This window comes from Lentimicrobiaceae bacterium (assembly GCA_020636745.1).
GTDB lineage: Bacteria > Bacteroidota > Bacteroidia > Bacteroidales > Lentimicrobiaceae > Lentimicrobium.
On record JACJXH010000001.1, the window covers coordinates 552,530 to 573,894 of the forward strand.

The 21,365-nt window shown below is 41.8% G+C and carries 15 protein-coding genes; 9 read left to right on the forward strand and 6 right to left on the reverse strand.

Going from position 1 to position 21,365, the window contains the following annotated elements; genetic code table 11:
• Positions 1-11 precede the first annotated feature (11 nt).
• Together H6541_02195 and H6541_02200 are read left to right on the forward strand one after the other, a co-directional pair.
• Positions 12-1,058: an inorganic phosphate transporter gene (locus tag H6541_02195; GenBank protein ID MCB9014576.1), complete on the forward strand. Its 1,047-nt coding sequence runs from the start codon at positions 12-14 to the stop codon at positions 1,056-1,058.
• 83 nt (positions 1,059-1,141) lie between these two features.
• Entirely contained in the window at positions 1,142-2,446 is a 1,305-nt protein-coding gene (locus tag H6541_02200) for a DEAD/DEAH box helicase (GenBank protein ID MCB9014577.1), read from the forward strand.
• Between the two features lie 78 nt (positions 2,447-2,524).
• Here the strand turns inward: H6541_02200 and H6541_02205 are convergent, their stop codons facing one another.
• The 5 genes from H6541_02205 to H6541_02225 form a co-directional block, all read right to left on the reverse strand.
• The gene (locus H6541_02205; GenBank protein MCB9014578.1) at positions 2,525-3,607 is read right to left on the reverse strand and encodes a ketoacyl-ACP synthase III; all 1,083 of its coding nucleotides are present in this window, start codon (positions 3,605-3,607) and stop codon (positions 2,525-2,527) included.
• A gap of 177 nt (positions 3,608-3,784) precedes the next feature.
• The gene (locus H6541_02210) at positions 3,785-4,381 is read right to left on the reverse strand and encodes an HD domain-containing protein (protein ID MCB9014579.1); all 597 of its coding nucleotides are present in this window, start codon (positions 4,379-4,381) and stop codon (positions 3,785-3,787) included.
• A 244-nt stretch (positions 4,382-4,625) separates the two neighbouring features.
• A complete protein-coding gene (locus H6541_02215) occupies positions 4,626-5,273 on the reverse strand; it encodes an NAAT family transporter (GenBank protein MCB9014580.1) in 648 nt (215 codons plus the stop codon).
• 112 nt (positions 5,274-5,385) lie between these two features.
• Positions 5,386-7,074, reverse strand: coding sequence for a glutamate formimidoyltransferase (ftcD, locus tag H6541_02220; protein MCB9014581.1), 1,689 nt, complete (start codon positions 7,072-7,074; stop codon positions 5,386-5,388).
• Positions 7,075-7,273: 199 nt separating this feature from the next.
• Positions 7,274-8,530 (reverse strand): imidazolonepropionase, encoded by a 1,257-nt coding sequence (locus H6541_02225; GenBank protein MCB9014582.1) that lies wholly within the window; start codon positions 8,528-8,530, stop codon positions 7,274-7,276.
• A 493-nt stretch (positions 8,531-9,023) separates the two neighbouring features.
• On the opposite strand from H6541_02225, the gene H6541_02230 reads away from it, so the two are divergent.
• From H6541_02230 to H6541_02240, 3 genes are all read left to right on the forward strand, one after another.
• On the forward strand, positions 9,024-11,711 hold the full coding sequence (locus H6541_02230; protein MCB9014583.1) for a S8 family serine peptidase: 2,688 nt from the start codon (positions 9,024-9,026) through the stop codon (positions 11,709-11,711).
• Positions 11,712-11,810: 99 nt separating this feature from the next.
• Complete coding sequence (locus tag H6541_02235) at positions 11,811-13,931, forward strand: C10 family peptidase (protein MCB9014584.1); 2,121 nt, start codon at positions 11,811-11,813, stop codon at positions 13,929-13,931.
• Between the two features lie 96 nt (positions 13,932-14,027).
• Positions 14,028-16,139 (forward strand): C10 family peptidase, encoded by a 2,112-nt coding sequence (locus H6541_02240; GenBank protein MCB9014585.1) that lies wholly within the window; start codon positions 14,028-14,030, stop codon positions 16,137-16,139.
• Positions 16,140-16,198: 59 nt separating this feature from the next.
• Here the strand turns inward: H6541_02240 and H6541_02245 are convergent, their stop codons facing one another.
• Positions 16,199-17,146: a PhoH family protein gene (locus H6541_02245; protein MCB9014586.1), complete on the reverse strand. Its 948-nt coding sequence runs from the start codon at positions 17,144-17,146 to the stop codon at positions 16,199-16,201.
• Between the two features lie 153 nt (positions 17,147-17,299).
• Between H6541_02245 and H6541_02250 the strand changes: the two genes are divergently transcribed.
• The 4 genes from H6541_02250 (at position 17,300) to H6541_02265 (ending at position 21,342) form a co-directional block, all read left to right on the forward strand.
• Positions 17,300-18,742, forward strand: coding sequence for an aspartate ammonia-lyase (locus H6541_02250; protein MCB9014587.1), 1,443 nt, complete (start codon positions 17,300-17,302; stop codon positions 18,740-18,742).
• A gap of 170 nt (positions 18,743-18,912) precedes the next feature.
• Complete coding sequence (gene hydF, locus H6541_02255) at positions 18,913-20,142, forward strand: [FeFe] hydrogenase H-cluster maturation GTPase HydF (protein ID MCB9014588.1); 1,230 nt, start codon at positions 18,913-18,915, stop codon at positions 20,140-20,142.
• Positions 20,143-20,203: 61 nt separating this feature from the next.
• On the forward strand, positions 20,204-20,905 hold the full coding sequence (locus H6541_02260; protein MCB9014589.1) for an SDR family oxidoreductase: 702 nt from the start codon (positions 20,204-20,206) through the stop codon (positions 20,903-20,905).
• Between the two features lie 20 nt (positions 20,906-20,925).
• Positions 20,926-21,342, forward strand: a complete 417-nt coding sequence (locus tag H6541_02265; GenBank protein ID MCB9014590.1) for a SoxR reducing system RseC family protein — start codon at positions 20,926-20,928, stop codon at positions 21,340-21,342.
• Positions 21,343-21,365: the final 23 nt, after the last annotated feature.

The following is a 21,365-nucleotide window of genomic DNA, read 5'->3' on the forward strand; positions in this document are numbered from 1 at the left end:
TTACTACCGGTATGGACTTTAATTTCATTATTCTTGTAGTAATTGTTGTTCTGGCTTTCGGTTTTGACCTGATCAATGGTTTTCACGATGCAGCCAATTCAATAGCAACGGTAGTTTCTACCAAAGTTTTAACACCCTTTCAGGCTGTATTGTGGGCTGCATTTTTTAATTTTGTGGCTTATCTGATCTTTGATCTGAATGTTGCCGACACAATAGCAAAAACAGTGGATACCAGCGCAATAACGCTCACGGTGATTTTATCGGGATTGATAGCTGCTATACTCTGGAATTTACTTACATGGTATCTTGGGATTCCTTCAAGTTCTTCACATACCCTTGTGGGTGGTTTTGCCGGTGCCGCTATTGCGCATGCCGGTGGGTTTGATGTTGTTCACACAGGGAAAGTGCTCAAGATTGTATCTTTCATTTTTCTGGCTCCTTTTTTGGGGATGGTTATGTCCTATTTTCTGTCGGTGATTCTTTTACATATTACCCGATGGGGAAATCCGGGGAGGCTTAATAAATGGTTCAAGAGTCTTCAGCTTCTTTCTTCAGCTTTGTTCAGTTTAGGGCATGGAGGTAATGACGCTCAGAAAGTTATGGGAATTATAGCCGCAGCACTCATGGTTTATTTTAATGGTGTTGATCCATCCCTGATTCCTGATTGGGCTCAGGTGGAACTGGTGAATGGGAAAATACATGACATTCCGCACTGGATTATACTGGGTTGTTATACAGCCATTAGTATGGGAACTCTCATGGGTGGATGGCGTATCGTAAAAACTATGGGTGGTAAAATAACAAAAATTACCCCTTTTGAAGGCGTTGCTGCCGAAGGAGCTGGCGCATTATTGCTCTTTGGTACAGAAGCTTTTGGCATTCCCGTCAGTACAACACACACCATTACAGGAGCTATTATGGGCGTTGGAGTTGCCAAACGGGTTTCAGCGGTTCGCTGGGGTATAACCATCAACCTTTTATGGGCCTGGATTTTAACCATTCCTGTGTCAATGGTCGTGTCTGCAGGAATTTATTTTCTCCTCAGTACATTTATGTAACTGATGCTGCATTCCAGTTTATTTGCATCGGGTTTGTCCTGCCCCTGTTTATCTTTCTACCTTTGCAGGGTTATTGAACAGCTATGATACAAACTACTATTGAACGAATGGGTATTTCTTCGTTGAAACCCATGCAGGAGGATGCGCTTAAGGCTATACAGCCCGGTAAAAATATAGTTTTGCTTTCCCCGACAGGTTCGGGCAAAACACTGGCTTTTTTGCTCCCATTGCTAAGGATGCTAGATTCCAATGTGGCAGGTGTGCAGGCATTGGTTCTTGCCCCATCGCGTGAACTGGCTTTGCAGATTGAACAGGTATTCAGGAAAATGCAAACCGGATTTAAAGTGAATGCGTGTTACGGGGGGCATCCCATGCGTACTGAACGAAATAATCTGAAAGAGCCTCCGGCATTGCTTGTTGGCACTCCCGGCCGTATTGCCGACCATTTGCGCCGGGGCAGTTTTGACCCTTCCCGTATTCACTACCTGGTGCTGGATGAGTTTGATAAATCATTAGAGCTGGGGTTTAAAAATGAGATGGAATTTATTGTCAGAGAGCTTTTTGGACTTAAAACAAGGGTACTCACCTCGGCGACAGCCATCGATGAAATTCCGGCCTTTACCGGAGTGACTGAACCCGTTTTTATCAATTTTACATCTGATGAGCCATTGCAGAGGTTGAATCTTTGTGGTGTAAGAGCCGAAGGAACTGATAAACTGGCCATTTTATTTAATTTGATTTGTCATTTAGGTAACGAAGCCAGTCTTATTTTTTGCAATCACCGCGAAACAGTGGAACGTATCAGCGATTTACTTTCAGGGCAGGGCATAGTTCATGGGAAATATCATGGCGGAATGGAACAGGAAGACAGAGAAATGGCGCTTATTAAGTTCAGAAACGGAACTCATCATCTGTTGCTAACCTCTGATTTGGCTTCTCGCGGACTTGATATTCCGGAAATTAAAAATGTTATCCATTATCAACTTCCAACTACACATACGGCATGGTTGCACCGGAATGGACGCACCGCCCGTATGCATGCACACGGCACAGCCTGGCTCGTTATGGCTGCTGACGATTATGTGCCTGATTTTATTTCTGAGCAAATTCAGTTTGTGGATGTTCTTCACGAAAATGAAATTCCTGACCTGCCGGTTTGGGAAACATTATATATTGGTGCCGGTAAAAAGGATAAAATAAGTAAAGGAGATATTGCCGGATTTTTGCTTCAGAAGGGGAAGCTAGATAAAGATGATGTTGGTAAGATTGAAGTGCTGGATTATGCCTCTTTTGCCGCGGTAAAACGAAAATTTGTCAAACATGTTTTGTTGCGGATAACCCGGGAACAAATAAAGAAAAAAACAGTAAAGATTGATATTGCCCGTTAAAGAAAAAAAGAGAAGGAGGATACAAAGTCCTCCTTCTCTTTTTTATGATGCGGCAGTTGTGCCGTAAAATGCGGCATCTTATTCGGGTATCCTATATACCATTGCATTTACATGCATTCCGGCTCCAACCGAAGCAAAAACAAAATGGTCGCCGGGTTTTAGCTGATGGTTGTCAACTTTGTCGTTCATGATAAGACTATAAAGGATAGGCAATGTAGCAACTGAATTATTGCCAAGCCAGGAGATAGTCATGGGCATTGAAAATTCAGGACGGGTTTTAATTCCATATAATTCATACAAGCGGTTCACAATCGCATCGTCCATTTTTTCGTTGGCCTGATGAATAAGAATGCGCTCAATGTCAGTGATGGGTAATCCGCTTTTTTCAATGGCTGCTTTAATTGACAGAGGAACAACTTTTAAAGCATATTCATATAATTTGCGGCCATTCATTTTAAGATAGAGGTTGTCTTTATCGGCAGGATTAAATGATTTGTCCATTCGAAGAAGGTAGGCCTGTTCCAGAGTGTCAGTGCGGGTTACATGCGATAAGATTCCAACAGGTTTTTCACTTTCCATGGCAGAAAGAATCACCGCACCGGCGCCATCGGAGTAAATCATGCTGTCGCGGTCATGCGGATCGCTGATGCGCGAAAGCGTTTCAGAACCAATAACCAGAATGTGTTTGGCATCTCCCGCCTTGATATAATAATTGGCCTGAATAACGGCCTGAAGCCATCCCGGACATCCAAAAGGAAGATCGTAAGCCACTGTAAAAGGGTTGGCTATACCTAATTTGTATTTTACCCTTGAAGCCAGTCCGGGTACGGTGTCAACCTTAGTCCCTCCATGTTTTACATCGCCGAAATTGTGAGCAACAATAATAAAATCAAGTTCCTCCTTGTCAATATTTGCATCGGCTATGGCTTTTTCTGCAGCAAAGAATGCAATATCTGAGCATACAAATTCGTCTTCAACATACCTGCGTTCATCAATGCCGGTAATCTTTTGAAATTTTGAAATAATTTCGGCATTAGGCCGGTTCATTAATTCCCCTGTTGATTCATAAAAATCACGGCTTAAAAAATCCGAATTGGGTATTATTTGGGTTGGGATGTAGCTACCTGATCCGGTAATTACGGAGTATATCTGCTTGGGCATTATTTCATATTGTTAGTGACAAAAAAAATGATTTATCCAATTGAGCAGAAGTGGATAAATCGTTATCACCTGAAATAAGATTCCTCTTTCGAAAAACCATCAGGTTCAGGATACAAAGTTAAGAAAATAATAAACAGTATTTATTTTTTTGATTTTTACTGATTTGCCTGCTTTTTTCTATGCATTGAGCCCGGTTTCTATGGATGCATCCAGCGCTACTATCATGAGCTCATTCAATGAATGTATCTTTTTTGTTTGTGTAGCGTTGTATAATTTTACTCCAAAACTAATGCAGTTGTGTGTTTCTTTATATCTGAGAAACGATGGATTCAAATCGTGCTGACCCAGTCTGATTCTGTCTAAGGCATCAGCATCCTTTAGAATGGCAACTGTATGCCAGTCAGTGTCTTCTTTAGGTAATTCAAGTCCGGTTGAGTGTAAGGTAACAGCTTTGCCAATCACAACTAAATCCTTTTGAGTTGCACCATTTTTAATGAATTTTTCTGCGTATTCCGGCAGTTTGTGCTGAGCGGCATCTGCTCCGTGTTTTGTACAGTAGCCATCATGTTTTCTGGCCATATCATGAATATAAGCGGCAAAAAATGCATTCCGCGCTTCTTTTTCTCTTCCTGTAATGAATCCCAGGTACAGCGTATGAATCATCACCCTGTATGAATGCATTACGCCATGAAGTCTGCTCGGATTGTCAAACTGATTTTCGTGCAGATTAAATTCTTCGAAATGAATCTTGTAATTGTCGTAAAAGGATGTCAAAATTGTTGATTTTAAATGTCTGATGGGTTAAAAGAGAGGCTTTTTTTTCTTCAAAAGTAATGATGATTTTTCTGATTTCAATGGTTAATGTATTCAACTTATTTTTTACTGACCTGATAATCATTATGTTAAAATTTTGAAAAAGATTTGTTAGGACATTTTACGCATGCAGGCTGTTTCCCGAAGTCCGTTCTATTATTGAGCATCGCCTCATTAGCAGAGTACTGCCGGGCCATCAGCCGGTTCAGGTTGGACTGATATTGAAAATTGATTGAAGAATGGGTTTTAAACCGGCAAAAAAGAATTCAACAGCAATGACCATCATAATGAGTCCCATTAGCTTTATCATGATTTTATTGCCGGTATCACCTAATATTCTGATAATTTTTCCGGCGCCCAACAACATTACCAGCGTTAAGGCCAGGGTTAGTACAATCGATAAAATAAGAATAATTTTAAGCTGAAACGACTGGCTGTCTTCCATCAGCACGATGGAGTTGGTAATGGCTCCCGGGCCTGCAATTATGGGTATTGCCAGCGGTGTAACAGAAATGTCATCAACATATTTCTTTACCATATCATCGTCCATTTTGATTTTGCTGATGCGGGCCTGTAACATATCGTAGCCCATGATAAAGAATATAATTCCGCCAACAATTCTGAACCCATTGACTGAAATGCCGAAAAACTTGAACAGCAACTGCCCGCCAATGGCAAAAACCAATAGAATGATAAAGGCTGTAATCACTGCTTTAACGGCTGTTTTTCGTCGCTGCTGCTCAGTTAGGTCTGATGTCATGGTCATAAAAACCGGCATTACACCCAGCGGGTTGATGATGGCAAAAAATGAGGTAAAAAATAAGACAGCAGTTGTGAAAAGCTCGTGGGTCATTCCTTTAAATTGAGTTGGATGATAATTTAATTGTAGGAGAATTTTATCATTAACTGAAGCAAAATCCCCGATGACAGGGAGTTTGCTTCAGCTCAGAAAATAAAATTACCTTCTAACTATTGATTTTACTGTTTACAATAGCAAGGATTTCTTCTTCCATCTGGCGTGCTTTGAGTTCAATTTCAGCGCCTTCAGCAATTACAGATTTTACAAATTCTTTGTCAGACAAACCGGCTGCATTGATTTTTACATTGAGGAATGCCCCTATCACAGCCGAGCGAACGGCAAGGGCGCCCACACCTGCATCGGTAACAGAGTTTGGGTTTCCTGTTTCAGCCATTGCTTTAATAATTTCCAGTGTTTCAAAAGATTTTTTCATAACACGAAACGGAATTTCAATGGCATACCTTGTTGCATCCTGGATGGCAGCAGTTCTGGCAGCTTTCTCGGCATCGTTGCTTTTGGGGAGTCCGAAGGCATCCATAATTTTATTAAAAGCATTGGTGTCTTCATCAACCAGATGCAGAAGCTCGTCTTTCAGCAACTGGCCTTTTTCTGCCCAGATAGAGAATTCTTCCCAGCGGTCGTCCCAGCCTGGTTTGTGTGAAGAAAGATTGGCTACCATAGTGCCCAATGAAATGCCCAGTGCACCCATATAGGCTGAAATTGAACCTCCGCCCGGAGCTGGTGATTCTGATGCGGTTTCATCGGCAAAGCCGGCACAGCTTAAATCAATCAGTTTTTTCTGCGATTTGTCGCGCAGTACGTATTCAATGATTTTTTCTTCCGGGTTAAACGGTTTGAGGTCGTCGAGCCCAAGTGATTTTACGGCTATTTTTATCAGTTCGGCTTCTGAAACACCAACTGAACGATTTTGCTTACGCAGGAAATACTTACCGGCATCAGTAAATACTTTTAACGGAGCTAATCCTACCAGTTCAGAGCCGGTTACCCTCATACCCCGGTCCTGCGCTTTTTTACATGCTTCTTCAAAAGCAACATGCACCGGGGTAATGCTGATGTTAGTCAGGTTTATTGAAACCTGGGCAATGCCATATTCTTCAATAAACCAGCCAATTGCTTTACAGGCTTTGAGTGTACCGGGTATGTTGATTTGATTGCCATGCTCATCTTTCATAATCTTGCCGTTTACGGTGTTTCCTTCGCGCATGGGGCGGCCTTTCTCCCTGATGTCGAAGGCAACGGCATTGGCTCTTCGTGTTGAGGTTGTGTTGAGGTTTACATTGTAAGCCACCAGAAAATCGCGGGCTCCTACAGCAATTGCACCGGTTTTAGGCAGAAATGTTGCAGGCCCGAAATCAGGTTTCCATTCAGCGTTGCTGAGCTTTTGCGGCAATCCTTCGTATTCGCCTGAACGGCAGTTGGCCAGATTTTTGCGAACGGTTGTCAGGGCTGCATCTTCATAGCAATAAACCGGAATGCCCAGTTCTGTGCCTATTCTCTCAGCAAGCCGGTGTGCATATTGAACCGTTTCTTCCATGCTAATATTGGCAATGGGAACAAGCGGACATACATCTGTTGCGCCAAAACGGGGGTGCGCGCCGGTGTGTTTGCTCATGTCAATCAATTCCATGGCTTTTTTTACAGCTTTAAATGCTGCTTCAATAACCTGCTCTGGCTCTCCGGCTATGGTTACTACCGTGCGGTTGGTAGCTGCGCCCGGATCAACATCCAGCAGCTGAACGCCTTCAACTGTTTGCATCTGATCCGTAATCTGTTTAATTATTGTCAGGTCGCGACCTTCGCTGAAATTAGGAACACATTCGATGATTTGTTTCATATCTGGTGAGTTATTTTTGAGTTTCCTGTGATCTTGATTTTTGGATTCATTGACTGATGCCGGAAATGTGAATGGAAATGTTCATGTTTGATTTTTTTCCGGCTTAATTCTCAGAAATGATTTTCCCAAGTCGTGTTTTTATCAGGTTGATGTTTGTTTTGATTTCCTGGCAGTTGTTGCAGATGAACAGGTTTTATCATCATTCAATGATTTTTCCATTCAGAATCACTGTTTCAACTTTATTGCTTCCGAAAGCATAGGGCATAAATTCAACAGAAGGGATAGGTTTGGTAATAAAAATATTGGCTGTTTTGCCAACAGTAATGCTTCCCAGTTCATCACTGACACCCATGGCATAGGCTCCGTTTAATGTACATGCATTGATGGCTTCTTCTGGAGTCATCCTGAACATGATGCTTCCCATTGACAGGATAAGCTGCATGTTTCCAGAAGGGGAGGAGCCCGGGTTAAAGTCACTTGCTAAAGCGACCGGAAGGCCTGCATCAATCATTTTGCGAACCGGAGCATGTTGCATATTCAGAAAAAATGCGGCGCCAGGCAAGAGGGTAGGCATAGTTTCAGAGTTAAGTAATGCTTCTATTTCTTCATCGCCGGTAAATTCAAGATGGTCAACCGAAAGGGCATCATATTTTACACCTACCTGAATGCCTCCCGAATAATCAAGCTCATTGGCATGGATTTTAGGTTTCAGACCATGCTTGATGCCTGCCATGAGGATGCTTTCTGTTTCTTCAGGAGTAAAAAATCCTTTATCGCAAAAAACATCAATAAAGTCGGCCATATGACCTGAAGCAACAACCGGAATCATTTCATTGATAATCAAATCAACATATTCTCCTTGGCGGCCACGGTATTCTTCAGGAACCGCATGTGCACCCAAAAATGTGGCACGGATGGTGAGCGGACTCAGGGCCTGAAGTTTCCTGATGACGCGCAACATTTTTAACTCATCCTCAGTATTTAGTCCATATCCACTTTTTATTTCAACCGCACCCGTTCCCAGGGCCATCATTTCATTCAATCGCAACATGGCATCTTCGGTCAGTTCTTCTTCAGTAGCTTCGTGAAGGCGTTTGGCTGAGTTGAGAATCCCTCCGCCACGTTTTGCAATTTCTTCATATGACAAGCCTTTGATCTTGTCAACATATTCAATTTCGCGACTTCCGGCATATACCAGGTGAGTGTGTGAGTCACAGAATGATGGAAAAACCATACCTCCGCGTGCGTTGATTATTTTGCAGTCGTCAGGGTCAATTACATATTGGTCAGCCTTTGCGGCATCCCCAAAAGCGCTTATTTTTCCATCTTCAATCAGCAAAAAGGCATTGTCAATACTTTCCAGTTCTGACATCGCTTTGCCAGCTTTAAGCAAAACTCCTTCTTTTTCAATGCCTGCAAGTTTTTTGATATTGGTAATCAGTATTTTTCCCGCCATTTTGTACAAAGGTTTTAATTCTTCCGGATAACCAGAGGTTCATTTTCTGTCGGTGGCAAAGTTAGTAAATCAGATTCAGCCGCAATACTTTCAGGCTATTATTGTCTCACTGTTTTTGTTTTTCTGATGAGGTTGAATGAGCACCTGATAAAGTCAATGTGTCATTTTTAAGATGCTGAAATTCAAAAGTGTAGTATCGGTGTCTTGCGTAATTGCCTGCTTCTGTCACTCTGTCTGAATCATCATGGCGATTAATTTTCATATCAGGCCTTCGTGTTTACCCATCTGGTGAATGCTTGAATAACTGAAGTGAGGCAAATTAACGACCATTATTAATTAGTTAAAGTTGTGATAATGAGTTGAAAAACAATGGCATAAATAAATGTTTTAAAGACTTGCAATGACGAAAAACGCCTTATGATCTTGTTTTTTTAGCCTTATTTCCGACAATTAGCTGTTTTTTTTGTTATAAAAGAGACACAAACTTTGAATTATGGATACTCTTTTTATTCGCTTTAAGCGCTTTTTTTACCTGCAAATGCTATTGGCAGGCACTATCTTATTTTTCATCAATCCCCTGGTCGGACAAACTGTATATCAGGATTACCACGATGGAAGGATTTATTTGAAATACAAGGATAATATTGTTCCTCAGTTTTCGGTCAGGTCAGATAATAAGGTTGATATAGAGGATGTTCCTGCTGTTTCGGCTTTGAGAAATTCTTACAGGCTTAAAGATTTATCCAGGCCGTTTGATTTGAATCATGATCAAAAGCTCAGTCGCACCTTGATGCTGGAATTTGAAGATTTTGAGAAAGTAGATGAGATCATAAATCAATTGAAGTCTTCACCCGACCTGGAATATGTTGAACGTGTTCCTTATGATCGGATAGATTTTTCGCCCAACGATACGTTATATACGCTTTACAACGGACCTCAAAACTGGAATTGGCATCTGGAGCGTATCCAGGCTGATTTGGCCTGGGATATTACCAAAGGTTCGCCTGAAATAAAGGTAGCCATTGTAGATAATGCTGTTTGGGTGGATCATCCTGATTTGGCCGGCAAAATTGTGGCTCAACGCGATACCTATTATAATACGGATAATCCTAACCCGCCTTCAACCGGAGATCCTGCTGAATGGTCGCATGGAACGCATTGTGCCGGGCTTGCCGCAGCAAGCAGTAATAATGAAATAGGGGTGGCTTCGGTCGGATTTGATGTAAGTATTATTGCTGTTAAAGCAGCTGCCAATACAAATGCCAACAGTATTTATGGTTATACTGGAATTCAATGGGCTGCAGCCAATGGTGCTGATGTTATCAGTATGTCGTGGGGAGGCTCCGGATATTCGCAAACCAATCAAAATTTAATCAATACTATTTCTAACATGGGAATTGTATTGTTAGGAGCTGCCGGAAACGATAACGTAACAACTCCGCACTATCCTTCGGCCTATGCCAACGTTATTTCAGTCGCATCTACTGATTGGAATGATGCAAAAAGCGATTTTTCAAACTACAGCACTACAGTAGACGTAAGTGCTCCGGGCGGAGTAAGCTCTCCTGGCCCTGCAGGATTAATGAGCACAACATTCAATGCTTCTAATTATGGAAATTACGACCTTTCACAGGGAACTTCCATGTCAACCCCTGTTGCGGCAGGCCTAGCCGGTTTGGTGTTGTCCATCAATCCTTTGCTTACACCGGCACAGGTTGAAAATATTCTGAAATCAACTGCTGATGATATATATGGCGTAAATCCTGATTATGTGGGTATGTTGGGTGCGGGCAGAATTAATGCCTATCAGGCGGTGCTTCACACTCCATTTGAACCCACTGCTGCTTTTGAAACACCGGTTACCACGATACTTCCAGGTGGAGAAGGAATCAGCTTCACTGATAAATCAACCGGAGTGCCTTCTTCATGGTCATGGACTTTTGAAGGTGCCATTCCTGCAGGTTCAACCGAGCAGAATCCTGAAAATATTGTTTATCCCGTTGCAGGAACCTTTGATGTAAGTCTTACTGTTACCAATGACTTCGGAACCCATACCATTACCTATCCCGATTATATTACAGTAACTGATTCGCCTTCACCTTATGTAAACATCAGTGTGAGCGATACCACGCCATGCATTAGCAGCGCAGTGGTGTTGAATGATTTATCATTATATAACCCCGATGCCTGGGAATGGTCAATTTCGCCCTCCACGTATGAGTTGGCCGCCGGAAGCAATCTGAATATGCAGAACCCTGAAGTGCTTTTTAAGGTTCCGGGTTTGTATTCTGTGAGCCTGAATGCCTCAAATGCTAACGGAATGTCGACCTTAAATTTGCCCGATTTTATTCATGTTAAAGGAGCTGTTCCGTTTTATTCAGTGGATTATGAGGATGGAATGCCAGGTTATTTTGAGCTGTGGGATACGGTTAAATCGCAATCGGCTATTGATAAATATGCAGCCAATCAAAGTGCATTTGGTTTGCATTTCCACGGCGATCCTGTTCCGGTTGGATGGAAGGGTAGTCCAACCGCAGCAACGCCTGAACAGGCTTGGGTTGAAAACCGACAGTTTCATAGCGAAGCTCATATATGTGGCGTAGATGGAACCGGCATACAAAATCTGGCTTTGGAGCTTGATCTCAGGCAAACTTACAGCCTTGGCCCCCGTTACTCATGGTTCAGAGTGCTGGTCAATGGCCAACAGATAGCAAGCGATGATGGAATTTCAGATTTTAACCCTGTAACAGCAGGAGATGACCCCTGGCAGAGAATTACATTTGATCTTTCACAATGGGCAGGTTCCATTTTTGATATCACTCTGCAGGCATGTAACCGTTTTTCAAATCAATTGCAGGGCGAGGGAGATAATGTTTTTATTGACAATGTAAGTATATCCAACACAACATCAATTCCGGTTGTGGCTAAATTAAAGCCTGAAATCAGTGTGTTTCCCAATCCTTCAAATGGTGTGTTCAACATTGCTTTAAATACTTCGAAAGAGGTTAGTGCCATAAGGGTTGTTTCATTGCTGGGAAATGTTGTTTATGCCAGTGGTAAGGAAATAATTGGGAGTAATGGTCTCAAAAGTATCGACTTATCTGGTTTACCTGCAGGCATTTATCTGTTGTCTGTCAATAGCGGATCTGAACAGCTGAATAAGCGGATTGTGATAAAGTAATTGCAGAATAGCTGAGAATAAAATGCTTTAACAGTTTAAGTTAAGGCATTTTTTTTTATTTTTGGCGTCACCATTAACAATAATTTAATCAAATCAGGTATGAAACTTGGAAAATTACTCAGCCTTGCTATTGCTATAGTTCTGGCATCCAATGCTTTTGCAGGCATTGTAACCCCAAACAATGCAGCAACTGTTGCTCAGGGTTTTATTTATGAACAGATGGTTCAAAAAGGTGAAGCTCTCAACTTTAATGATATTCAACTGGAAGTTGTTAAAGTTCAGGAATATAACGGACAGCCTGTATTCTATGCTTTTAATGTAACCCGTGGCGGTTATGTTGTTATTTCAGCAGATGATATTTATACACCGGTAATCGGATATTCATCAACAGGCAGCTTTCCATCAATGGATGAGAATCTGAATTTCAGAAGTTTCATGATGAGTTATGCTGAGCAAATTGACTTTGGCCGCAGCAATAATGCACGGGCTGAAGCTTCAACCGTTCAGGCCTGGGATTACTACAGCAATCTTTCTTCAGCCAGGGTTAGTCTGGATGGATACCGTGATGTTGAACCTTTACTGACCATCTTATGGAATCAGGATTATCCTTACAATGCATATTGTCCTGAAGATGCAGCCGGTCCTGGTGGACGGGTGTATGCCGGTTGTGTTGCAACTGCCATGTCGATGATTATGACATACTACCGCTATCCGGAAGTGGGTATAGGAAGTTATTCATATAATTGTCCTCCTTATGGAACCTTAACTGCCAACTTTGGTCAAACCCATTATAACTGGGATGCGATGCTTAATTCAATCAATGCTGGCAATGGTCAGGCTGTGAACGCAGTAGCCGAACTTCAGTATCACTGCGGTGTTGCGGTAAGAATGGGTTATGCTCCTGATGGTTCAGGCGCCTATAGTGCTGATGTACCCAATGCAATTAAAAATTATTTTGGTTACTCAACCTCAGCTCAGTATCTGCAAAAGATGGCTTATACACTTGCCGTTTGGGAAGGTATGCTCAAAACCAGTATTGATGAGATGAAACCTTTATATTACAGCGGTCAGAGTCCTGATGGTGGTCATGCTTTTGTATGCGATGGTTATCAGGAAACAGCCTCAGGAAATCTTTTCCATTTTAATTTTGGATGGAGTGGCTCCGGCAATGGTTTCTTTACATTGAGTGATGTAGGCGGTTTTAGCAGTCAGCAGGGAATGGTTAGAAATTTTATTCCTAATCCAGCCAATTATCCTTATGATTGTGATGCACATGTTATTACTACTCCTCTGGGTATTTTTGAAGATCGCAGCGGCCCATTGGGCAATTATCTGGCCAACAGCGCCTGCTCATGGTTGATTGACCCTTCAGATTCAGTTAATTCAATTTCTATCAATTTTAATTCACTGTTACTCGGAACCGGCGACAGTATCAAAATTTATGACGGAGAAAATGAAAATGCTCCTATGCTCGCTGCTTACGGACAAGGTTCCTCAACCTCTCAGGTAACTTCAACAGGCAGTAAAATGTTTGTTCGTTTTATTACTGATGGTTCTGATGAAGCTCAGGGTTTCCAGGCAGAATTTAATTCTTCATACCCGGTATACTGTACAAGTAGTATTACCAACCTGACAGACCCAATTGGCTCTTTCTCAGATGGCAGCGGGGAGCATAATTATAACAACAGCACCGTTTGTAAGTGGAAAATTATGCCGGGTGTTGGTGCTCAGGATCTTACTTTAGCTTTTACTTCTTTTGATCTCGAACCTGATAAAGATAATCTGAGGGTTTATGCCATTCCAACCAATGAATTATTGGCTAACCTTTCAGGAAATACAATTCCTGAGCCTATTGTTTCTCCTACCGGTCAGATGATGATCATGTTCTCAACCAATGGGTTCAATAACTTTCAGGGATTTGATGCTGAGTATTATATCTCAAATGTGGGAACAACTGAGCAGGATTTTGCAAAAAACCTTGCAGTATATCCCAACCCGGCTTCGGGCTACACTCAGATCAAATTTAACCTTCAGCAATCATCACAGGTAAATTTCAGTATTTTTAATCTTGTTGGTGAACAGGTTTATAATGAAACTTCCAGCATTTTGGCCGGATTTGTTGATAAAACCCTGCAGTTAGGCAATATCGCCAAAGGTGTTTATGTACTCCGCATCAATAGTGATCAGGGTAGCATCTCACGCAGGCTTGTGATTAACTAAAATAATTTTAAATTTTTTATCAGAGGCTTTCGTAACAGAAAGCCTCTTTTTTAATAGGTTGTCAACCAGGTTGAATCTCTGATAAACACTTGCCTTATGAACAAAAAATACCTTTTATTTTTGATTGTCTGTGGTTTATTTCTAAACGTAACCGGGCGAACTATACATCAGCGCGAAGCAGAGTCGGTAGCAAAAGCTTTTATGCACAGCAGGCTGAATATTTCTCAAACAGTTGCCTTTTCTGAAATTCAGATTAAGGATATTGTTCCTTTGGGAACAGAACAGGATCGGATTTATGCAGTGAATATGAGTCCTGCCGGATTTGTGCTTGTGGCAGGCACCGATGCTTCAGTTCCTGTTTTGGGATATTCTTTTGAATCATCGTTTACAACCGAAAACATGCCGGTAAATTTAAACGAATGGCTCGAAGGATATAAACTTCAGCTAAAAGACTTAACCACCGGAAATATTCAGGCTACTGCCGATATTAGTATGAAATGGGCTGATTTATTGCAATATAATCCTGAGCTTGCTTTAAATATGAGGGGAACAACTGAAGTTCAGCCATTGTTAAACAGCACCTGGGATCAGGGGGCCAGATATAATGCATTGTGTCCTGAGGCAGAAGGCGGGCCGGGTGGCCGGGTTTATGCAGGTTGTGTTGCAACAGCTATGTCGCAGGTGATTAACTACTGGCGATATCCTTTGCAGGGCACAGGTTCACATGGTTATTATTCTGACTATGGATATTTATCGGTCAATTTTGGTGAATCTAATTATGATTATAACCAGATGAATAATAACATTGGTGGTGAGTCAAATTATGAAATGGCTGAAATTCAGTATCATTGTGGAGTAGCGGTTGATATGATGTATGCTCCCGATGGCTCAGGAGCTTACAGTGCTGATGTTCCTGACGCTATGCGCGATTATTTTGGCTATTCATCACAAATTTCAATCAAGTCAAAGGGCGATTATTCAGATGCTCAATGGGCTGCCTTGCTTATGACTAATCTTGACAATGGCTGGCCGTTATATTACAGCGGACATGGTACCGGGGGGCATGCTTTTAATCTTGATGGTTACCAGGGAACTGATTATTTTCATTTTAACTGGGGTTGGAGTGGTTCTTACAACGGCTATTTTTATCTGAATAACCTAAATCCGGGAGGGAATAATTTCTCTGAAAGTCAGAACGCAATTGTTAATTTTACTCCAGGTAATAATTATCCGTACTATTGCACCGGCGTTACAACGCTTACCCGACATAACGGAACCATTGAAGATGGAAGCGGACCGGTAGCTCCTTATACTTCAGGCCTTAATTGTGGCTGGCTGATTGCCCCTGATGATTCTGTAAAAAACCTTACTTTGGTTTTTGATAAATTTGATGTTACCTCGGGTATCGATGCTTTGAATGTGTATGACGGACCTGATGCAGGTTCTCCATTACTCGGAACATATACCGGAAGTGCCTTGCCTCCTGCAATTACTGCCAGTGGTGATAAAATGTATGTTGAGTTTCTGACTTCGGGAAATACCGGAAGTGGCTGGAGAGCGCGTTATACAAGTGATATTGTTTCCTATTGTTCGGGCCTTACTACCTTTACAGCGCCTGAAGGAACATTTAGTGATGGAAGTTCTGACAGGCCCTATCACAACAACAGTGTTTGTAAATTTAAAATTCAGCCCGAAGGTGCCAGCTCAATTCTTTTAACATTCAATTCGCTCAACACCGAGCCGGAAAATGACGTAATCAGGGTTTTTGATTATGTATCTCAGACCCTTATCGGAACATATTCGGGAAACCAGATTCCTGACGAAATTCTGGTTCCTTCAGCCAAAGCTTATGTGTTGTTTTATACCAATGATGAGGTGCAGGGCGAAGGATGGGAAATTTCCTATACCAGCACAACTACCGGTATTGGTGAAACTGAAGCGGGTGTTAACGGCAAACTTAAAGTGAGGTGCTATCCAAATCCGGCCAAAGATTGGCTGAGGGTAGAAATTGGAAGCGATAAAAATGTTGAGGTTGAGATGCACCTGATGTCAACGGATGGCAGGGTGGTTATTACGCCTGAAGTTAAGTCGGTAATGGGCTCAGGTGTTGTATTTATCGATATTTCATCTTTATGTAATGGGATGTATTTTCTGAAGTATTCATCATCTGAAGGTTCAGGTATCAGCAAAATTCTGGTGAACCGTTAGTATTTGCTTATACATCAAAATAAAGGCGAAGTCTGCAACAGGCTTCGCCTTTATTCTTTTTATTGATTGTTTTCTTTACCGTATGCCTTGATAATACTTGAAACGAGTTTATGCCTGATTACATCTGATTCGTCAAGGGTGATAATGTCGATGCCTGGTATGTCTTTTAAAATCCTGGTAGCCTGAATTAAACCTGATTGCTGATTGCGAGGCAGGTCAATTTGAGTAATGTCGCCGGTAATAAAGAATTTGGCTGAACGGCCCATGCGGGTTAAAAACATTTTTAACTGCATACTGGTAGCATTTTGAGCTTCATCTAGAATGGCAAAAACATTGTCAAGAGTGCGGCCGCGCATAAAAGCCAAAGGTGCAATCTCAATCGTTCCGTCCTCAAGATAGGTCAGCAGTTTCTGGGGCGGAAGCATGTCGCGCAATGCATCGTATAATGGTTGCATGTAAGGGTCAAGCTTCTCTTTCATATCGCCCGGCAGAAAACCAAGGTTTTCGCCGGCTTCTACAGCGGGTCGTGTAAGAATAATTCTTTTAACTTCCCTGTTTTTAAGAGCTCGAACAGCAAGTGCAACTGCTGTATAGGTTTTTCCCGTTCCTGCAGGTCCAATGGCAAAAACCATGTCGTTATGGCCTATACTTTGCACAATCTTCATCTGGTTGGCAGTTCTGGCCTTGATAACCATTCCGTTGCGGCCATGAACAAGCACATCAGGCGGGCTGTCTTTTAATATTCCATTGCTATTCCCCGGCTCGGCAAGCTGCCTGATGTCATTCCCTGTAATATTTCCAAACCGCTCAAAGTGAATAATAATCAGGTTAAATAATGATTCAAAGGTTTCAATTTCAGTAGGTTCGCCAATTACTTTAATAAACTCACCACGAGCTATTATTTTTAATTTCGGAATGAGTTCTTTAATCACATTCAGGTTGCTGTCGCCAGCCCCAAACAAGTCCAGTGGACTATGTGATTCAATGCTGAATACTTTTTCGCTCATAAAGTCAGTTTGATTCTAGATAACAGGAAAATATCCGGCAGTTGACACCATTTATCCTGAGGTTCAAAATTAGTTAATTTATCGATGTGTATCCTTGACTCTATTTCAACGATGTTTGATATTTATTGCTAATTTTGAACTTACTTTTAAACTATGGAACAAAGAGCCGAAACCGACTTTATTGGTACCCGCAATATTCCTGCTGATGCATTGTATGGCATTCACGCGTTAAGGGCCAGTGAAAATTTTCCTGATCATACCCCATTTCATCCTGAATGGTATCGCGCCATGGGAATGGTTAAACAAGCCTGTTATACTACTGCTTCGGCTTATTTTAAGGCATTACAGCTGAAATTTGGTGCTCAACCACTGCCTGTTAAAATAATTCCGGCAGATATTATAAAGGTTATGACAGATGTTGCTTCAGAAATTGCTGAAGGGAAATATGTCGGGCATTTTATCGTTCCCGCTGTTAGTGGAGGTGCCGGAACGAGTATCAATATGAATATAAATGAAATTATAGCCAATTCAGCCTTGCTGAAACTCGGACACAAACCCGGTGATTATCATTTGATTGATCCCACTGAAGATGCCAATATTTTTCAGAGCACCAACGATGTTGTTCCCACAGCTCTTAAAGTAGCTGTCATGATTTTGCTGAATGATCTTGAGGTTGCAATAAATGACCTCAGAGCAGGTTTTGAAGTGCTGGAAAACCGCTATCGGCATCATTTACGTGTTGCCTATACACAGATGCAGGAAGCTGTACCTTCATCATTCGGAAAGCTGTTTTCAAATTATATTGATGCGCTTTCGCGCGATTGGTGGCGGGTTTCAAAATGTTTTGAACGTATTAAAATTGTCAATCTGGGAGGAAGTGCCATCGGAACATCTGTTGCAGTCCCCCGTTTTTTTCTGATGGAAGTTGTGCAGCAATTGCAACAGCTAACAAAATTGCCGGTTACCCGTGGTGAAAACCTGACCGATACAACAAGTAATCTCGATGCTTTTGTGGAAGTGCATGCAACTTTAAAAGCACATGCTGTTAATCTGGAGAAAATAGCTTCAGATTTGCGTTTGCTGGCCTCAGATGTAGCTGGTAATGGCGATATTGTCCTTCCGCAGATGCAGGTTGGTAGTTCAATAATGCCCGGAAAGGTGAATCCGGTTATTGCTGAATTTGTGGTAAGTTCGGCCCATCAGATTTATGCCAACGATAATTTAATATCTGGCTTATGTGCGCAGGGATGTCTGGATCTCAATGCTTATCTGCCTGTTATCGGGCATAGTTTAATAGGTAGCCTCAAACTAATGATTGCCGCCTGCCGTTCAATGTTGGAAAACATGGTGAAAGGTTTAACCGTGAATACCGGAGCAAGCCTTCATCGCCTTATGCACAGCCCAGCCATAACCACTGCCATCAGCCCGGTAATTGGTTATCACAAGGCTGCTGAAGTGGCTAAACTAATGAAGTTAGAAGGAAAAAGTATTCTGGAATTGAACCAGCAATTAAAATTAATGCCTGAAGAAAAACTTATTGAATTACTCCAACCCTCTAATTTGTTAAAAGCCGGATATTCAATCAGTGATTTGTAGCTGAATCCAAATGCTGACTTCATCATGATTTTAAACTTCTGGTTTTAGAGAGCCTGGCTTTTGTATCAGTTACCTGGTATTTGAAAGGTTTGTTTATTCTAAACATAAGCCGGTTTATTGGGTTGTAACTTTGCTAATTTTTGAATAAAAAGTTTAAAGAGTTGTTTTCTATGTCGAAAGGAAAGGATATTAAACCACATATAGGCATATTTGGCCGTCGCAATAATGGCAAAAGTTCTCTTATAAATGCTCTTTCGGGGCAGGATTTAGCCATTGTTTCAGAAATTGCCGGCACAACTACTGATCCGGTTAAAAAATCAATGGAGATACCCGGGATTGGGCCTGTAATACTTATTGATACTGCCGGAATTGATGATTTAGGTGAACTTGGTGAAAAGCGTGTGGCCAAAACCCGCGAAACGCTTAAAATTATTGATCTTGCTATTCTGGTGATAGAAGGTAACAGATTTGCCGAAACCGAAAAAAATCTGATTGACGATCTTGCCGAACAGTCTGTGCCCTTTTTGATAGTTCATAACAAGAGTGATAAACAACCTCTTGACAATGGGCTGAAGCAGGAATTAGAGATAAATTACCGCGTTCCGGTGATTGATTTTAGCGCTTTACTCAATCCTGATAATGCGATGCTGATTGAAGCTATGCGTAAATTGATTCCGGAATCAGCATACCGTTCACCTTCCATGTTAGGCGATTTGATTCGATATGGCGATGTAGTTTTGCTAATCACTCCTATTGATATTGAAGCACCGGAAGGTCGTATGATATTGCCTCAGGTGCAGGCTATTCGTGACATTCTTGACCATGATGGTGTGGCAGTTGTTTGCAAGGAACGTGAAGTTGATGCATTTATCCGCCGCATGAATCCTAAGCCCTCGCTTGTAGTTACAGACAGTCAGGTGTTTTTGAAAGCTGATGCTTCTGTGCCTAAAGATATTCCACTCACCAGTTTCAGTATCTTGTTGGCCAGACAACGGGGCGATTTTTTAAATTATCTGAAGGGAACGCCACACATCGCTCACCTAAAGGACGGCGATCGTATTCTCATACTGGAGTCGTGTACGCATCATGTTTCATGCGATGACATAGGCAGGGCAAAAATACCCAGGTGGCTTGGTAATTATACAGGCAAAAAGCTTGAATACGAAGTGGTTGCTGGCTTGTCGAAACTTCCGCGCGATATCCATGACTATGCCATGGTAATCCAATGCGGTGGTTGTGTCATTACCCGAAAACAGATTATTAACCGGTTGAAACCAGCAGTAGATGCAGGTATCCCGGTTACAAATTACGGAATGGCCATTGCCTGGGTGCATGGTATTTACCAACGAGCTACGGCTCTTTTTGGAAATGATCAGACTGGCGCCTCAGATTATCTTTGAAGCTGATTTAAACCTGTACACTGAAATAGCTTTCACACTTTTTTAACATAAGACATTACAGATGAATATAGTTGTAACCGGCGCTTCTTCCGGCATTGGCAGAGAGACCGTTAAAATACTTGCAGATGCTCCTGGAAACAAATTGGTGGCTATAGCCCGCAATAGTATTAAAATTCAAACACTTGCCGGCGAATGTAATATTCATCGCCAGGAAACCATTGTTCAGCCGGTTGTTTTTGATTTGGCATCCGGTGATTTTAATAAACTGGCATTCCAGGTTTTCAGGCAACTTGGGCATATTGACGTTTTAATCAACAACGCAGGTGCCATGCTCAACGAGCCTTTTGGCCAAATTACCAATAAATCATTTGATGACGTTTTCAACGTAAATATCCGGGCTCCTTTTTTACTTACCCAGGCTTTATTGCCTTATTTTCATGACGGGGCGCACGTAGTGAATATCAGCAGCATGGGAGGCGTTCAGGGAAGTGTTAAATTTCCGGGCTTGTCTGTTTATAGCGCCAGCAAAGGAGCACTTTCTGTTCTGACCGAATGCCTGGCTTTGGAACTGGCCGAAAAACATATTTCAGTAAATTGTCTCGCTTTTGGAGCTGTTCAAACTGAAATGCTGTCAAAAGCCTTCCCTGATTATAAGGCCCCGCTTTCAGCTACTCAAATGGGCGAATATGTGGCTGAATTTGCCTTGAATGGACATAAGTTTTTCAACGGAAAGATTTTGCCCGTATCTTTGTCCACACCCTAATTGATAAATATTGATGCTGAATGACCGGGACTGTTGATTGTATTGCCAAAAATGGTATAGTTGACCACATGGATGAGCATTCTATCTATGTAAAAATTATGAGCATGAGTGCCTGCGCTTCGTGCAGTGCAGGTGGTGTTTGCGGTAGTGCTGATGCCAGTGAAAAAATTATTGAGATTGACAAAAGAACTGCACCGGAAGTCGCAGTTGGTGCATCCGTAAAAGTTCACATGGATGTGGCCAACGGAAACCTGGCTGTTGTTTACGGCTATTTGCTTCCTTTTCTTTTACTTATCATTTCGTTGATTGTTTTTGTCAACCTCATGAATGAAGGATGGGCTGGTTTGCTCTCAATTGCAGTGCTGCTGCCTTATTATACCGGCCTTTATCTTTTTAGGGAGAAATTAAAGAAAAGGTTCAGATTTACTTTGGAATAATTACTGAATTCATCACAAATAAA

What these genes read in the sequence shown, in the direction of transcription:
- H6541_02225 (MCB9014582.1), bottom strand. Translation starts at nt 8,530, where the DNA reads ATGGCGGGAAAAATACTGATTACCAATATCAAAAAACTTGCAGGCATT.
- H6541_02240 (MCB9014585.1), top strand. Translation starts at nt 14,028, where the DNA reads ATGAACAAAAAATACCTTTTATTTTTGATTGTCTGTGGTTTATTTCTA.
- H6541_02245 (MCB9014586.1), bottom strand. Translation starts at nt 17,146, where the DNA reads ATGAGCGAAAAAGTATTCAGCATTGAATCACATAGTCCACTGGACTTG.
- H6541_02235 (MCB9014584.1), top strand. Translation starts at nt 11,811, where the DNA reads ATGAAACTTGGAAAATTACTCAGCCTTGCTATTGCTATAGTTCTGGCA.
- H6541_02215 (MCB9014580.1), bottom strand. Translation starts at nt 5,273, where the DNA reads ATGACCCACGAGCTTTTCACAACTGCTGTCTTATTTTTTACCTCATTT.
- H6541_02230 (MCB9014583.1), top strand. Translation starts at nt 9,024, where the DNA reads ATGGATACTCTTTTTATTCGCTTTAAGCGCTTTTTTTACCTGCAAATG.
- H6541_02265 (MCB9014590.1), top strand. Translation starts at nt 20,926, where the DNA reads ATGACCGGGACTGTTGATTGTATTGCCAAAAATGGTATAGTTGACCAC.
- ftcD (MCB9014581.1), bottom strand. Translation starts at nt 7,074, where the DNA reads ATGAAACAAATCATCGAATGTGTTCCTAATTTCAGCGAAGGTCGCGAC.
- H6541_02205 (MCB9014578.1), bottom strand. Translation starts at nt 3,607, where the DNA reads ATGCCCAAGCAGATATACTCCGTAATTACCGGATCAGGTAGCTACATC.
- H6541_02250 (MCB9014587.1), top strand. Translation starts at nt 17,300, where the DNA reads ATGGAACAAAGAGCCGAAACCGACTTTATTGGTACCCGCAATATTCCT.
- H6541_02260 (MCB9014589.1), top strand. Translation starts at nt 20,204, where the DNA reads ATGAATATAGTTGTAACCGGCGCTTCTTCCGGCATTGGCAGAGAGACC.
- H6541_02195 (MCB9014576.1), top strand. Translation starts at nt 12, where the DNA reads ATGGACTTTAATTTCATTATTCTTGTAGTAATTGTTGTTCTGGCTTTC.
- hydF (MCB9014588.1), top strand. Translation starts at nt 18,913, where the DNA reads ATGTCGAAAGGAAAGGATATTAAACCACATATAGGCATATTTGGCCGT.
- H6541_02200 (MCB9014577.1), top strand. Translation starts at nt 1,142, where the DNA reads ATGATACAAACTACTATTGAACGAATGGGTATTTCTTCGTTGAAACCC.